At 47.5% G+C, this 15,322-nt stretch carries 15 protein-coding genes; 7 read left to right on the forward strand and 8 right to left on the reverse strand.

Annotation, left to right across the window (positions count from 1 at the left end; genetic code table 11):
* Nucleotides 1-92: 92 nt before the first annotated feature.
* From JHJ32_RS19420 to dxs, 3 genes are all read right to left on the reverse strand, one after another.
* Complete coding sequence (locus JHJ32_RS19420) at nt 93-1,718, reverse strand: DUF6377 domain-containing protein (RefSeq protein ID WP_200122097.1); 1,626 nt, start codon at nt 1,716-1,718, stop codon at nt 93-95.
* Between the two features lie 139 nt (nt 1,719-1,857).
* Nucleotides 1,858-3,507: an alkaline phosphatase PafA gene (gene pafA, locus JHJ32_RS19425; RefSeq protein WP_200122098.1), complete on the reverse strand. Its 1,650-nt coding sequence runs from the start codon at nt 3,505-3,507 to the stop codon at nt 1,858-1,860.
* A 101-nt stretch (nt 3,508-3,608) separates the two neighbouring features.
* Nucleotides 3,609-5,537 (reverse strand): 1-deoxy-D-xylulose-5-phosphate synthase, encoded by a 1,929-nt coding sequence (gene dxs / locus JHJ32_RS19430; protein ID WP_079718393.1) that lies wholly within the window; start codon nt 5,535-5,537, stop codon nt 3,609-3,611.
* Nucleotides 5,538-5,747: 210 nt separating this feature from the next.
* On the opposite strand from dxs, the gene JHJ32_RS19435 reads away from it, so the two are divergent.
* A complete protein-coding gene (locus JHJ32_RS19435; protein ID WP_079718392.1) occupies nt 5,748-6,491 on the forward strand; it encodes a ScpA family protein in 744 nt (247 codons plus the stop codon).
* Between the two features lie 31 nt (nt 6,492-6,522).
* Here JHJ32_RS19435 and aat read toward each other — a convergent pair whose 3' ends face one another.
* Together aat and rbfA are read right to left on the reverse strand one after the other, a co-directional pair.
* A complete protein-coding gene (aat, locus tag JHJ32_RS19440; protein ID WP_079718391.1) occupies nt 6,523-7,152 on the reverse strand; it encodes a leucyl/phenylalanyl-tRNA--protein transferase in 630 nt (209 codons plus the stop codon).
* 5 nt (nt 7,153-7,157) lie between these two features.
* Entirely contained in the window at nt 7,158-7,529 is a 372-nt protein-coding gene (rbfA, locus tag JHJ32_RS19445; RefSeq protein ID WP_079718390.1) for a 30S ribosome-binding factor RbfA, read from the reverse strand.
* Between the two features lie 224 nt (nt 7,530-7,753).
* On the opposite strand from rbfA, the gene rpmB reads away from it, so the two are divergent.
* From rpmB to bshC, 6 genes are all read left to right on the forward strand, one after another.
* Nucleotides 7,754-7,987, forward strand: a complete 234-nt coding sequence (gene rpmB / locus JHJ32_RS19450; protein ID WP_079718389.1) for a 50S ribosomal protein L28 — start codon at nt 7,754-7,756, stop codon at nt 7,985-7,987.
* A gap of 51 nt (nt 7,988-8,038) precedes the next feature.
* Nucleotides 8,039-8,221, forward strand: a complete 183-nt coding sequence (rpmG, locus tag JHJ32_RS19455; RefSeq protein ID WP_079718388.1) for a 50S ribosomal protein L33 — start codon at nt 8,039-8,041, stop codon at nt 8,219-8,221.
* Between the two features lie 45 nt (nt 8,222-8,266).
* Nucleotides 8,267-8,452: a DUF4295 domain-containing protein gene (locus tag JHJ32_RS19460; RefSeq protein ID WP_079718387.1), complete on the forward strand. Its 186-nt coding sequence runs from the start codon at nt 8,267-8,269 to the stop codon at nt 8,450-8,452.
* Nucleotides 8,453-8,539: 87 nt separating this feature from the next.
* Entirely contained in the window at nt 8,540-9,502 is a 963-nt protein-coding gene (gene ftsY / locus JHJ32_RS19465; protein WP_079718386.1) for a signal recognition particle-docking protein FtsY, read from the forward strand.
* 21 nt (nt 9,503-9,523) lie between these two features.
* On the forward strand, nt 9,524-10,858 hold the full coding sequence (rimO, locus tag JHJ32_RS19470; protein ID WP_079718385.1) for a 30S ribosomal protein S12 methylthiotransferase RimO: 1,335 nt from the start codon (nt 9,524-9,526) through the stop codon (nt 10,856-10,858).
* Nucleotides 10,859-10,906: 48 nt separating this feature from the next.
* Nucleotides 10,907-12,496 carry a bacillithiol biosynthesis cysteine-adding enzyme BshC gene (gene bshC / locus JHJ32_RS19475; protein WP_079718384.1) on the forward strand — a complete coding sequence of 530 codons (1,590 nt, stop codon included), beginning with the start codon at nt 10,907-10,909 and terminating at the stop codon, nt 12,494-12,496.
* A gap of 14 nt (nt 12,497-12,510) precedes the next feature.
* Here the strand turns inward: bshC and JHJ32_RS19480 are convergent, their stop codons facing one another.
* From JHJ32_RS19480 to JHJ32_RS19490, 3 genes are all read right to left on the reverse strand, one after another.
* Nucleotides 12,511-13,830, reverse strand: coding sequence for a PepSY domain-containing protein (locus tag JHJ32_RS19480; RefSeq protein ID WP_200122099.1), 1,320 nt, complete (start codon nt 13,828-13,830; stop codon nt 12,511-12,513).
* Between the two features lie 104 nt (nt 13,831-13,934).
* Nucleotides 13,935-14,627 (reverse strand): protein-L-isoaspartate(D-aspartate) O-methyltransferase, encoded by a 693-nt coding sequence (locus JHJ32_RS19485; protein WP_079718382.1) that lies wholly within the window; start codon nt 14,625-14,627, stop codon nt 13,935-13,937.
* Entirely contained in the window at nt 14,624-15,232 is a 609-nt protein-coding gene (locus tag JHJ32_RS19490) for a DUF4833 domain-containing protein (RefSeq protein ID WP_079718381.1), read from the reverse strand. Before JHJ32_RS19490 ends, JHJ32_RS19485 begins: the two co-directional genes overlap by 4 nt.
* Nucleotides 15,233-15,322: the final 90 nt, after the last annotated feature.

The following is a 15,322-nucleotide window of genomic DNA, read 5'->3' on the forward strand; positions in this document are numbered from 1 at the left end:
GTAAAATCTGAAAATGAATATTTAGCTAATAATCAGTTATTTAATGTGATCGCGGAAGGTTGAAAAAGTAACTATTTATCCCATCAGTTGGCTTAGATAATCTGTCTTAAGGTGCCGATTTGCCTGACCTGAGCCTCAAATTCCTCACGTGAAACGGCCGCTTTATGCCGAATCTTGGTGCGGTAATTATACACGGTGCGTAAAGAATATCGCAGGAAACCGGCAATTTTTACGCTGTCTGTAATGCCCAAGCGCATTAACGCAAATATCCGTAGCTCGTTATTGAGCAACTCACCGGATTTCGGAAGTATGTGTTCGTTGGGTAAAAGAAGGCTATTAAACTCAGATACGAACGTAGGGTAGAGGTTGAGAAAGATGGTGTCAAAATTATGATACAGTTCTGCTAACTCATTTTCGGCGAGGTTTGTAGATTTCAGTTCTTTTAACAGCAAATCGTATTGGTTATTAACCGCCTTTTTGTGAAGGGATTTCCTATAGTTTTCCAGTTTCTCAATGTTGGCCGAGCAGATGTCGAAAAAATGAGCGATATATTCTTCTTTGATATGGTTGGCTTCAAACAAATTGTCGTTGGCTTTTTGAAGCGCTAGGTTTAGTTGGCTGAGTTGCTGGTTTGTCAGATAAAGTGCTTTTCGTGTCTTCGCGAGGCGCTTCATTTGTATATAACTATAAACAATGCCAATGATGAGTCCGATGGATAAAACGCTGATTAACACCAAATATAATCGGAGTTCAGCTTTCTGTTCGCGTTCCAGTTCTCTGAAGGAAGCATTGATGATGGGATAGTAAATCGTGCTTTCTACGGTGCGATACCGTGCGTTGCAGAAAATGGCATCATTGATAGCGGCTTCCATAAACTGATATGCTAGTGCTATGTTGCCCATGTCATAGTATGTAAGCGCCAAGCTTTGGAGGGAAGCGTTGTCCTTGATAGCATTTATCATGTCGGTAATGGCAGACATGGCAAAATAATGCAGTTGTTGTGCAATATCACCTCTGTTTTTACTGATGACACCAAGCAGGTAGGTAATGAGCGCCTGTTCGGGGTTTTGGTCGTCAGTCTGGCCAAGCAAGGCCAGTAACATCGCTTCTGCCTCCGTTTGTTTCCCTTCGTAGAGCGTTCGGGTAGCTGCTGTAATCTGATATTTTAGGGACGCTGTATCAAGAACAGCTAATAGCGAATCACGGTATTGTTCGCTTTTCTGGTAATATGCGTTGTTGCCGTTACTTTGCCCGTAGTGACTGCAGAAGGCAAGGTACGTTTCATAATACTCCGGCAAGAGCCGGTCCGGCAATGAAATACGGTCGATTCCTTCCAGCAGTTTTTTTGATTCGATATAAAGGCCTCCGGATGAGTATAACCAAGCCAACTGAATTGCTGTTTCATTCTTGAAAAATGAGTTAGCTAACTTTGTCGCAATCTGGTGGTTTTGCTTCGCATAGAATACAGCAGAATCCGCTCTGTATTTTTTATAGGCTTCAATAAGTTGCCGATTTACTTCGTATTGCTTGGCCAGGCTCAAGGAGCTATTTTGCAGGTGCTGCTTGATGGAGTTGATCTTGCGTTCTTTCGTGCTATCGTACAACGCCTTATTGCGCAATACTTGCTGAAGTTGCACCAATACCGTGTCGTTGGCTTTAGTGGGACACACAGCCAGGGCTATCAGGGATAGCAAAAACAGGGCGGGCCTGAGCTTCATCTTTGTAAAAGTATAAAAACGGCTGAGCTCTTAGGGGTTTGGCGATGCGCAATATTAAAAAACCCAGAACATTTGAGGTTTTCAATCGGCCGACGATTGTTAACTTTGATTACGATAACCGATGCCTTTCCCCTGGTTATTAGTCATTCAACAACTCGACCACTGGATTTCCGATGTTTCCGTTGGGCTCCTCAATGTGCAATAGCGCCGCCACAGTGGATGCGATATCGGTCATATGTGTTTCGCGGTTAGTCGTGCCGTGTTTGATACCCCAGCCCATCCATACCAATGGAATGTGGGCATCATAGGAGGCCCAGGTGCCATGGGTGGTGCCGCGCGAGCGGGGCGAGCCGCTATACCACTGCGGTTCGAGGATAATTTGGATACATCCACTTCGCTTGGGGTTGTATCCGTTGGCAATCCGTTCGCGTATACGTGCAGGGATGCTTGATGATCCTGCCTTCTCCATGTCGGTCACAAAAGCCACGCCGTCTAAGGTTCGTAGAAATTTAATGGCCACTTCTTTGATGTCTTCTTCGTCCAAATCGTTTGCTTCAATAACTTCGTAATTGAGGTGTACCTGATAATTCATCAGGCTGCGGACGATTTTCTCCTGCCCGAATTTTTCGGATAGGAGGGTATTGAGCCCTGTGAGTGCGTTGCGTTCGTCAAAATAACCGGCGTTGCCCCGCTTATCCATAAAAAACAGCGGGTTGTGCGATGCGCCGTGGTCGGCAGTAAGGAATAGGGTATACTCACCTGGTCCGACCTGCTCATCGAGATAGGCGAAAAACGCTTCCAGTTCCTTATCAAGCCGCAGGTAGGTGTCTTCGATTTCAATAGCATTCACGGAAAACTGGTGTCCGACATAATCGGTAGAAGAGAGGCTCAGGCAAAGGAAATCGGTAACTCGTTGGGGGTTGCGGCCCAACTGTTCGTTGGCAATGGCTGCCTTAGCCAAGTCAAGGGTCAGGGTGTTGCCGAATGGCGTGGTACGTATCAACCCCAGGCCATTGTCTTTCATCAAAGACGCGAGTCGCTTCGGAAATACGGGCGATGCTTCGCCGCGGTAAGTGGCTTCATAGGCGTTGTCATCTTCGATGCTCTGCTCATAGGTTTCAATGGGGTAAAGCGTATTCCAATCTTGCTGAAGATATTTTTCAGCTAGCTTTTGCGCATTGAATTGCTGCACCCATTCGGGCAATTCCTGCATATAAAAGGTGCTGGATACCCAATTGCCCGAATTGCCTTCAAACCAATAGGCCGCATCGGCGAAGTGCCCCGCCGGAAGGATACCGCCTCTATCTTTGATGGCGATGCCGATGACCTTGGAGCGAAAGTTGGTAGCCAGCTTGAGCTGGTCGGTGATTGTGGAAGTAAGCAGGTTGCGAGGTGATTGTTTGCCTTCGGCTTCATCGGTACCAACACCGCTTACATTATCGTCCTGGGTGCAATACATCCGCTGGCCGGTTTGCTGGATGATGAAATCATTGCCGGCTATGCCATGTATGGCTGGGACGCTGCCTGTGTACACCGTACTGTGGCCAATGGCTGTATATGTGGGTACATAGGGTATGTAGGTGTTTTCACAGGAAAATCCTTCGCTAAGTAAGCGCTTGAAGCCTCCTGCGCCATAGCGATCGTAAAAGCGGTAGAGATAATCCCAACGCATTTGATCAACCATAAGCCCGACCACCAGTTTTGGGCGTGGCACCGATTCTTGAGCGTTGGCTTGTACGGAAAATAAGGATATCGCTAAAAAAACAACGCGCAGCTTCGTTATATTCATGATGCTTTATTCTGAGAAATGGATGTCAAATACCAATGTGGTATGGGCGGCTAAATTAGTAAATCCTGAATCGAAACAAAAAGCTGGGCGTAACAAACGCGTTATCCAGCCAAGCTGTCCGTTTTACGGCTCACTGCTATCTTCCGTACGGTTTGGACAATGGATTCACTATCATAACCGCATAGTCGCCAGAGCTCTTGCTGTTCACCGTGTTCCACGACTTCATCGGGGATACCCAGCCGGACTACCGATGCCTGATAACCATGGTCTGCCATGAACTCAAGCACAGCGCTGCCCATGCCGCCCTGGATGCATCCGTCCTCTATTGTAACGACTTTTTTGAATTGACCGAATACTTCATGAAGAAGGGCCTCATCCAGTGGTTTTACAAAACGCAGGTCATAATGCGCAGGGAAAATACCTTCCTCATTTAGGGTAATACATGCTTTCGTAGCCTCATTGCCAATATGGCCGATGCTGAGCAAAGCAACGTCTTCGCCATCGCAGAGCTTGCGGCCCTTGCCCACGTCTATTGCCTTGAGCGGTCTACGCCAATCGGGCATAACACCCTGCCCACGTGGATACCGGATGGCAAAGGGCCCTATGCCGTCCTGCTGTGCGGTATACATGAGATTCCGTAACTCTTCCTCATTCATAGGAGCTGCCACAACAAGGTTAGGAATGCAGCGCATGTAAGCAAGATCATAAGCGCCATGGTGAGTAGGGCCATCTGCTCCGGCGATACCAGCACGATCAAGGCAAAAAACCACGTGGAGATTCTGGATGGCTACATCGTGTATAACTTGATCATAAGCGCGCTGCATGAAGCTGGAGTAGATGTTGCAAAAGGGGATCATACCTTGTGTCGCCAACCCGGCAGAAAACGTCACCGCATGCTGCTCGGCGATGCCAACGTCAAAGGCCCGGTTGGGCATGGCCTTCATCATGATGTTCATGGAAGAGCCTGAAGGCATAGCCGGGGTAATGCCCATGATTTTGTCATTCACTTCGGCTAACTCGACCAATGTGTGCCCAAAGACGTCCTGGTATTTCGGCGCAACAGGTTTATCTGCCTTGGATTTTTTGATTTCACCGGTGATCTTATCGAATAAGCCCGGGGCATGCCATGTTGTCTGGTCTTTTTCAGCCAGCGCATAACCTTTGCCTTTCACCGTGATGCAATGTAAGAGTTTAGGGCCAGGAATATCGCGTAAATCATCCAAGATGTGCACTAGGCGCTTGACGTCATGCCCGTCGACCGGCCCAAAATAGCGGAAGTTGAGCGACTCAAACAGGTTGCTGTTTTTGAGAAGCGTGCCTTTTATGCTTTTTTCAATTTTTTTTGCCACGCCTAATGCATCTGGCCCGATTTCCGATAACTTGGTGAGCACATAAGCAATATCATCGCGGAATCGGTTCCAAGACTTAGAGGTGGTAATGCTTGTGAGGTATTCCTTTAACGCCCCTACATTGGGGTCAATGGACATGCAATTGTCATTGAGGATGACCAGTAAGTTGGACTTCTCAATGCCGGCATGGTTGAGCGCTTCGAAAGCCATGCCGGCAGTCATGGCACCATCACCAATTACAGCGACGTGCTGGCGGTCGGTCTCGCCTTTGTAGTGGGAGGCTACAGCCATCCCCAATGCCGCCGAAATGGATGTTGACGAGTGACCCACGCCGAACGAATCATATTCGCTCTCACCCCGTTTGGGGAAACCGCTAATGCCTCCCAGCACGCGGTTGGTATGAAATACATGGCGCCTGCCCGTGAGGATCTTGTGACCATAAGCTTGATGGCCGACATCCCAGACGAGTTGGTCGTATGGTGTGTTGAGCACATAATGCAAGGCCACCGTGAGCTCTACAACGCCAAGGCTAGCCGCAAAATGCCCGCCGTGGACGGACACGGTGTCAATGATGTATTGGCGTAATTCGCCGCATAATTTGACCAAATCGGCTTGGCCAAGTCGTTTGAGGTCTGCGGGTGTATTTATCTTCCTGAGTAGTTCTCCGGCTTCAATCTCCATAGTGTCCGGTTTGGAAAAACGGTACAAAGTAACTAATAATTATTCAATGGTGGTGTATCAAATTGTCCATTGCTGCTGTTTAATTGGCAGGTGTCCTTTTTTAACAAATCCAGTCGAAACAAAAACAAGCAGCAAACCACATTGTTTGGCGGCACGGTTAAATTACCAACTTGCATAGCATGCGTAAGTTAAGTAAGTTTGCAAAGCAAGATGCAAGTGGAAGGATACGAAATAAAGCTCCCGCAGTTTGAGGGGCCATTTGACTTATTGTTGTTCTTTATTGAGCGCGATGAGTTGAATATCCATGATATACCGATTGCTAAAATTACGAACGATTTCCTGGATTATATCCTGCATATGCAGGCGCTTAACATGGAGTTGGCCAGCGAGTTTATTTTTGTAGCAGCAACGCTGATGCGTATCAAGGCCAAGATGTTGCTCCCCAGGCCCGAGCTGGACGAAGAAGGTAATGAAATCGATCCAAAGCAGGATTTAATACAAAAGCTGGTTCTTTATAAGCAGTTCAAAGAGGTGTCTGAGGAACTGCGCTTATTGGAAGAACAACGGTTTATGCAGGCCAAGCGCGGAAATATCTCGACAGATTTGCGTATCATCGGTGAATATGCAGGACAGGGGGAGGAGCTTACCTCCTTTGATCTCTATAAGCTTATGCTCGTATACGAGAAGTTGATGTATAATTACACCGCCAGAAGTAAGGAAGTACGGCACACTGTGGTAAAATATCCTTATACGATAGAACAGCAGAAGAAAGCCATCGCTTCCTTGCTAGCAATCAATAAAAAACTGGATTTTAGTGTTATCGTCAAAAACTCTGAAAACAAGGTGCAGTTCGTTTATAACTTCTTAGCTATCTTGGAGATGCTCCAACAGCAGCTGCTGGAGTTGCAGAGTGGACTCGGATTCAATAATTTCTGGGTGACTGAAAAAGGGTAACCCAACTAAGCACTAAGTGGTATGTGAAGTGCTATGAGAGCAACGCCACATATTCTTCCCGTGAGATCATTCTGGCGCCCATCGAAGCAAGATGCTCTGTATAGACCTGGCAGTCAATCAGCTTATATTCGCCGGATTGGCAGAGCGAAACCAATGCCACCTTGGAGGCATTTGCTTCCCGACTAAACATGCTTTCGCCACAAAAGACCTGACCTACGGCTACACCGTAAAGTCCGCCGACCAGTTTGCTGTCGCGCCACACTTCCACTGCATGGGCAATTCCGAGGTCATGCAGCCTGATATAGGCTCGCCGCATATCATCCGTAATCCAGGTGCCATCTTGCCCGCGACGCGGCTGCGAAGCACAGCTGGCGATTACATGTGCAAAAGCTTGGTCGTAGGTGACAGTAAACCGGGTGGAACGCAGCACTTGCCGCATACTCTTGCTGATCTTCAATTCGCTGGGGAACAGCACAAACCGTTCGTGTGGCGAATACCAAAGAATGGGGGTGTCATCGCTATACCAAGGGAATATACCCCTTCTGTACGCTGCTATGAGCCGTTCGGGGCGTAAGTCACCTCCGATAGCCAAGAGCCCATCTGGTTCAGCAAGTGCTGGATTGGGGAAGTGGATATCATTGGGGTTAAGCTCGAAAATCATCCGGTCTATTCCGGTTGTCGGGGTTCTTTACTGATTTCATCAAACAGCTTATCCATGTGTTCCACATACTCGTTGGTGTCGTCTAAGAAAAACTCAAGCTGCGGAACAATCCGTGCCTGGTTTTTGATGCGGGCACCTAACTTATAGCGAATCTCATTTACGTGGGATTTGATGCTGGCCAAATGCTCCTTAGCCTGTTTTGTGTTGAGGAAGCTGAGATATACCCGCGCAATTGCTAAATCGGGAGTTACCCGAACCCGGGTGACCGTAATGAACGCCCCAGGAGCCCATGCACTGCCTTCGCGCTGGAAGAGCTCTCCCAAATCCTGCTGGATTACTCCAGCAAACCGTTGTTGCCTTTTGCTTTCTGTGCTCATGGTATAGGTGCTTTACATTTAGAGGTAGTAACCAATACTCAACACAAAGGTAACAAATTTTATTGAACACTAATCCCCTCATCGTTCTCCGTCCGCAAAAAGCGGTCGGTGATTAATGTTAAACATGCAATTTAAAAAAAAAAATTGTATAATAAAAAACAAATACCGATATTTGCAAGCTCTTTGCAAAAAGGCGATTAATAAGATAAAAACAGCATACAATCATGTCAAGAGTTTGTGATTTAACAGGAAAAGGGGCGATGAACGGATACAACGTTTCCAATTCAAACGTGAAAACGAAACGTAAATTTTATCCTAATTTGCAAACCAAGCGGTTCTTCATCCCCGAAGAAAACCGTTGGATTACCCTGAAAGTATCCACCTCGGCGATAAAAACCATCAATAAAAACGGTATTACGGCCGTCATTAACAAGTTTATCAAAAAAGGATACGTTTAATTATACAAGTATACGCCCGCCTGATTTCAGCGGATAATAACATATAAAGCAATGGCTAAAAAAGGAAATAGGGTACAAGTGATTTTGGAGTGTACCGAGCACAAGGAAAGCGGTCTTCCTGGGATGTCGCGTTATATCACGACGAAAAACAAGAAGAACACGACTGAACGGTTGGAGTTGAAGAAATTCAATCCCGTTCTGCGGCGTGTGACCGTTCACAAGGAGATTAAGTAAATCCGCAATTGCTTTCCAAAGCAATTTGCATAACTCATTAACGATATGGCAAAGAAAGCAGTAGCATCACTCAAAACAGGTAAGGGCAAGGACTATACAAAGGTAATCACTGCCGTGCGGTCTCCGAAGACCGGTGCATACACCTTTAAGGAACTGATTGCGCACAATGACCACGTCAAAGAAGCCATAGAAGTGGCTCGCGAAACCGTAACAGAGACGGCCGCACAGTAGTCTTTGTGTTTGTAGCATTTTAGAAAGCCGTTTCGGGGGTCTACCGGAAGGGCTTTTTTTGTTATGTTTGTCACTTAGGTTAGAAGCATGGGACTATTTGATTTTTTCAAAAAAAAGCAGGAGACCCCTGAAGCACAGGAGGCCCTTGACAAGGGGTTGGAAAAGACCAAAGAAGGCTTTTTGTCGAAGATTACTAAGGCGATGGTGGGTAAATCCACTGTAGATGACCAAGTGCTGGATGAGCTGGAGGAGGTGTTGGTCACGTCTGATGTAGGGGTAAGTACGACGCTCAAAATCATTGAGCGTATCCAAGCGCGTGTAGCACGCGATAAATATGTAAACACGAGCGAGCTGAACGCTATCCTGCGTGAGGAAATCCAAGCACTTCTTGCCGAAAACAACAGCTCAGATTTTGAGCATTTCGAATACGGGGAACACAAGCCGTATGTCATCATGGTGGTGGGGGTCAATGGCGTAGGCAAAACGACGACTATCGGAAAACTAGCCCATCAACTTAAAGAAGCCGGCAATAGCGTGGTGCTGGGCGCCGCAGACACCTTTCGTGCTGCCGCGGTAGACCAAATCAGACTCTGGGGCGAACGGGTAGGGGTGCGGGTGGTGGCGCAAGCCATGGGTTCGGACCCGGCTTCCGTGGCCTTCGACACCGTAAAATCTGCCGTAGCAAACGGAGATGACGTGGCTATCATCGATACCGCTGGAAGGCTTCACAACAAAGTGGCCCTGATGAACGAGCTGACCAAGATCAAACAGGTCATGCAAAAGGTAGTGCCCGGTGCCCCGCACGAGATACTACTCGTGCTCGATGCTTCAACGGGGCAGAATGCCATTGAACAATGCAGACAATTTACCCAGGCTACCGATGTCAATGCGCTGGCACTGACTAAGCTGGATGGTACGGCCAAAGGTGGCGTGGTCATCGGGATCTCGGACCAATTCAAAATTCCTGTGAAGTATATCGGTGTGGGGGAGAAAGTAGGTGACCTGCAGTTATTCAACAAAAAGGAATTTGTCGATTCATTATTTAAGTAATTAAGGGGCGACGTATAGCGGATGAAGACAAAACTTGTTAAACCAGCCCCCCAAGCTGGTTCACCCCGTGTAAATGTGGTGACTTTGGGCTGTTCGAAGAATATCCATGATAGTGAAATCCTCATGGGGCAATTGCGAGGTAATCGCATGGAAGTGGTGCATGAAGCAACCAACATTCGGACAGATGATATCGTGGTCATCAACACCTGCGGCTTTATAGACAACGCCAAGCAGGAGTCCATTGATACCATTCTGCAATATAGCGCACTCAAGAGTGAAGGCCGGGTAGGCAAGGTCATCGTAACAGGATGCCTTTCCGAGCGGTACAAGCCCGAATTGCAAGCCGAAATTCCCAATGTGGACGCATACTTCGGAACTAATGACCTGCAAAATCTGCTTGGAACCATCGGGGCTGATTATAAACATGAGTTGTTGGGTGAACGTATGCTTACTACGCCTTCGCATTTTGCGTATTTTAAGATTGCCGAAGGCTGCAACCGGCCTTGCTCGTTTTGTGCCATCCCGCTTATGCGGGGAAAACACATATCCAAACCGATGGAGAGCTTGGTGGATGAAGCCCGGTACCTGGCTAAAAATGGTACGAAGGAGCTTATCCTTATTGCGCAGGACCTGACGTACTATGGACTGGATTTGTATGGCAAACGCAATTTGGCGGAACTCTTGCGTAGACTCTCAGATGTGGAAGGTATTGAATGGATACGGCTGCAATACGCTTACCCCTCAGGGTTCCCCATGGATATCCTTGATGTGATGAACGAACGTAGCAACATCTGTAACTACCTTGACATGCCGCTGCAACATATCAGCGACAACATGCTGCGTTCCATGCGCAGGGGTATCACGAAACAAAAGACCATTGACTTGGTCAACGCGATCCGTGATCGCGTGCCAGCGATCTCCCTACGCACAACGCTTATTTGCGGCTATCCGGGCGAAACGGAACAAGATTTTGAGGAGCTGCAACAGTGGGTGGCTGATACGCGATTCGACCGTTTGGGTTGCTTTACCTATTCGCATGAGGAAAAAACGCATGCGTATAATTTGCCGGACGATGTGCCGGATGATGAAAAAGCCGCACGCGTAGAACAGATCATGGAGATTCAGCAGGATATTTCATATACTATCAATCAAACGAAAGTAGGAAAGACTTATAAGGTGTTAATCGATAAAGTGGATGGGGCACACTTTGTAGGGCGTACTGAATACGACTCACCGGAAGTGGACAACGAGGTGCTTATTCCTACCGATGGCCACTACGTCGCTCCGGGAAGTTTTGCCCGTGTGCATATTGAGCATGCCGAAGACTTCGACTTGTATGGAGCGATTGTCAAATAATCGTTATTAGTCGTCGCTTTTACAGGCAAGCATTATCTTTGTTTACCAATGAAGGCGACTTACATAGACTATCGCGATACGAACAGCTTTTCTAAAACGCTGTTGGCTTATTTAGATAACGACTCTGCGCTGGAACCATTTACGGGCAATAGGCCAGATATCGCCGGCTTTGCTAACCAAATACAAGCCAAAGCGGGCAAGACCGACCGGATGTTGTTGGTGCAAAGTTTGAGGAGGCAGTACGGCACGTTGTTGGAAGAGGGATCCCAAGTCGCTTCCAGCATAGCGGCATTGCTGGATGAGCGAACCTTTACCGTCACTACGGGCCATCAACTCAATATTTTCACTGGGCCACTATATTTCATTTTTAAGATTGTCACCACCATCAAACTGGCTCGGGATCTTAAAGAGGCGTTTCCGGAATATACTTTCGTGCCGGTATATTGGATGGCCACGGAAGACCATGACTTTGCCGAAATTAACCACGTGCGGCTCCACGGCAAAAAAATTGCGTGGGACGCTCCGGCACAGGGTGCCACTGGCCGGTTAACGATTTCGGGAATGGCTGAAGCCGTGCGTCAATACCAAAGCTTCCTTGGCCTGTCGGTCAATTCTTCAAAGTTAGCGAAGCTAATGGAAGAGGCTTACCTACGCCAAGATAATTTGGCGACAGCTACCCGTTATTTGGTCCATGCGCTGTTCGGAAAGCATGGGCTTGTCGTTATGGACGCCGACGACACGTCGCTAAAGCGTTATTTCGCGCCGTTGGTTGAACAAGATATATTGAGTGAACATAGCCATGCGGCAATAACGCAAACTTCAAAGGCTCTTGAAGCGGCGGGCTTTAATACCCAGGTGCACGCACGTGAAATCAACTTTTTTTACCTAACTGAGGCTTTTCGGGAACGGATCGTCAAATTGGACGATGGACGCTACGAAGTACTCCATCAAAACATGTTTTTTACGGAAGAAGAGCTCAAAGTAGAGATACAAAACCATCCTGAGCGATTTAGCCCAAATGTGGTAATGCGTCCGCTATACCAAGAAGTCATTTTACCGAACCTCGCCTATGTTGGTGGTGGAGCCGAAATGGTGTATTGGATGCAACTAAAGGCCTGCTTCCAACATTACAAGGTAGACTATCCCATCCTTGTGCCTCGCAACTCGGCCATGGTGACCGACGACAATATGGCGGTGAAAGTGCTTCGCCTCGATTTGACGTTTAAGAGTATCTTCAAGGATACGGAAGAGCTAAAAAAAGAATATGTAAGGAGGCACACGAAACATCGACTCAATCTCAACGATGAGTGGATGGAGCTTAATGCCATATTCAGTAGGCTGCGGTTGCGGGCGCATAAAATTGACCCCAGCCTGGGCCCAAGTACCGATGCGGTAAAGGCCAGACTCAAAAAAGCCATCAACAACCTGGAAAAAAAATTATTGAAAGCAGATAAACGAAACCACGAGGACGCGTTGATTCAGATAGATCGCATTAAAGACAGGCTTTTTCCTGACGGAGCATTGCAGGAGCGGTCCGAAAACTTTGGGCTACTTTATGTCAAATATGGAGACCAATTGATCGACGAACTGTTGCGGCATTTCCGGCCATTGGACTTCAAGTTTACTATCATCTATTGATTAGTATTAATGCGCTATAAGGCCGAGCGCGTGGTTAACGGAGTGCTGGAAGCCCTTCCGGCGACGTGAACCTTCCTTGCGCGTTTTGACTTTTTCTTCATTTTATTAATCCAGATAAGCGTTCCGGTGACGGGCAGTGAAGTAGCAATCAGGCAAGCGAAGAAGTAAAGTATTTTCGAAAACGTCCCGTATACGTTGCCGACATGAAGCGCTTTGATGGAGCCCGCAATGCGTTCGTTGAAGGGCTTCTGGGAAAATATGTCCAACGAAAGGAGCGCGCCGGTCTGTGTGTCCAACGAAATCTTATCGCCAGCGGCTGGTGCAAAAAAGCCCACTTTGGTCTTGGTGATTTGGGTGGGAGCATCTGGGCTTGTTGGGAGGGAAATAGCGTAGTCTCCGGCATATGGCAAATGAGTGTCAGCCGAAGCGATCAACGCTGGTAAGGCCAAGGGCGGAGCCTGCTGCGCCGTATCTGCGGCTGCAAATTGGGCGGCGATATCCAATGAGCCATCGCGATGAGTCGCCGATCCGTGCTGTGACCTTGGCCCTCCGCCCGAGGAACCCCCTTCGGGCTTGTAAGTGCCGAGGGTCTTCTGTAATCCGGTGCGGTACCAGGGAAATGACCACTGTGGTCCCGTGATGCCCATTATCAAAAGCAATGCCAGCGCATAGAAAGCCAGCGAATTATGTAGGTCGTGGTTGGTGCGTTTCCAATTGCCGCTAACCTTTATTTTAAGCCCTTGTTTCCAGTTTTTCACTTTTGGAGGAAACCAGATGACCAGACCGGTGATGCATCCCAGCGTAAAGATGATGGTGGCCCAACCACTGATGATGCTGCCCAGCCGCCTGTTTTCAAGGCCGTCAATAATAGGCTGCTCAATTTTGTCCAATAGCAGCCACCGGTGAAGGCTGAACATCATACTCATGAAATCCTTGACTGTATTTTTGTCGTTGGACGATCCGAGGATCTCACCAGTGTAGGGATTTACCATGTAGGCTGTGCCAAAGCGGCTGTTGTCACCGGCTACTTTTACCATGTACGTATAACTTCTTTTTGGATCGTGCGGGACGTTTACAGACGTAATTTTTCCTCCGGAATGCGCTTCTACCTGCCGTAAAAAGGCATCGGGGGATTTTCGTTCGGCATCTGGCTGGATGTTGACGTTATAAAGATGGGGAGCGCCCCATTCCGTAAGCTCGCTGTTGAAGACATAAATGGTGCCGGATAGGCAGACTAAAAAAATGATTAAGCCGCTGGTTAAACCTAGCCAAAGATGGATGTCATTAAAAAGCTTTCTGATTTTTTGCCAGGTGTTTGGGGTTGCGCTTGCCATGGAAAGGTGTTATTCTCGCTGAAGCCATTAATATTGAAACAATCTAAATAAAGATGCAAATAAAAGATATTTAGATTAAAAAAAAGAAATCTGTCGTGTACTTTTTACTTTTCCCGGGTGAAAGGGACAAACCGTACTGCAGAGAGCTCCGTCCGAATAACCTTGCCGCGCTTCTTTTCGATTAATACCAATGTTTGTACGGCGGTAGGGGGGCCTACAGGCACAATCATTTTTCCGCCGTCCTTTAATTGTTCAATTAATGCAGGAGGTATTTCTTCTGGCGCGGCTGTAACTACAATGGCATCAAATGGGGCTTTGGGTTCAAGCCCCTTGTAACCGTCGCCAATGATGACCGTTACATTGTCGTAACCCTGTTGCTGCAGCAGGTTTTTGGCTCGATTGCCCAACTCAGGGACAATTTCTATGGTATAAACTTCCCTCACAATTTCTGCTAGCACCGCTGCTTGGTAGCCAGAGCCTGTGCCGATTTCAAGTACCCGATCGCTAGCCTTTGGGGCTAGTAACTGTGTCATGTAGGCAACGATGTACGGTTGGGAAATCGTTTGGTTATATCCGATGGGTAGCGGCGTATCGTCGTAAGCGTGTTTTCGAAGTGACATTGGCACGAATAGGTGCCTTTCGACGGTTTGCATGGCTTTTAAGGTGGCCGGGTGACTGATCCCGCGTGTGGTAAGCTGGTTGCCCACCATGTGGTAGCGTAAGTCTGTATAATTTGAAGAAAGTTGGCCATGGCAAGCCACCTGCATGATGGATAATATGGCGGTTAGTACCTTCATGGTTTAATCCGTTCGGTTACCTTGGCCATGGTCGCGGTATCACGTCCAACGAGTTCGAAATAAGCTATATCGGGCTTAAACATGCTGCCGCCATTGATGCGGACGAAGATTCGCTCTAGAATCGCTTCCCGATTATTGATAGGGGCGTAGACAACATATGCTTTGCTTTTACTGCAGTATGACAGGCGTAAAGGAAGATTCTTATATGCAGTTAGACGCAACTCGAAGTCCCCGTTGTCGAGCGCTTTGTGGATAATGCCATAGGCCATCGTACGTTGTACGAAATTCAGGTCTTTGCGTACGCCTCCTTCTGCGTATCGTATCCAATAGACATTTACCGGCTCATCAGCATCCACCATGTTGCCTTTCATGTTGAGTTGATATACGACCGTATTTTCGTCCGGGTCGCGTTGCAGGTAAAAAAGCTGTTTCTTTTCCTTGGGTACAGGCAGATTTTCTAAGACAACCTTTTTTTCAAATTTGTTTTCTTGCGCTATAAGGCCCAGCGCGGAAAAAAGGAAAGCAATGCTAATCTTGCTCTTGAGCCAGATGTACTGTTTCGCGTTTTTCAGTGTATGTTGTTTAAGAAACAAACTTGATAGCATAGTACACCTCTTTTTTCAAAAATAATGAAAATTTCTTTAATCGCTCTTACCTATACGAACCATCTTGCCGGTTCTGGGAGTAGCATGGGC

Origin of the sequence: Parapedobacter sp. ISTM3 (genome assembly GCF_016533505.1) — a bacterium.
Taxonomy (GTDB): Bacteria; Bacteroidota; Bacteroidia; order Sphingobacteriales; family Sphingobacteriaceae; genus Parapedobacter; species Parapedobacter luteus.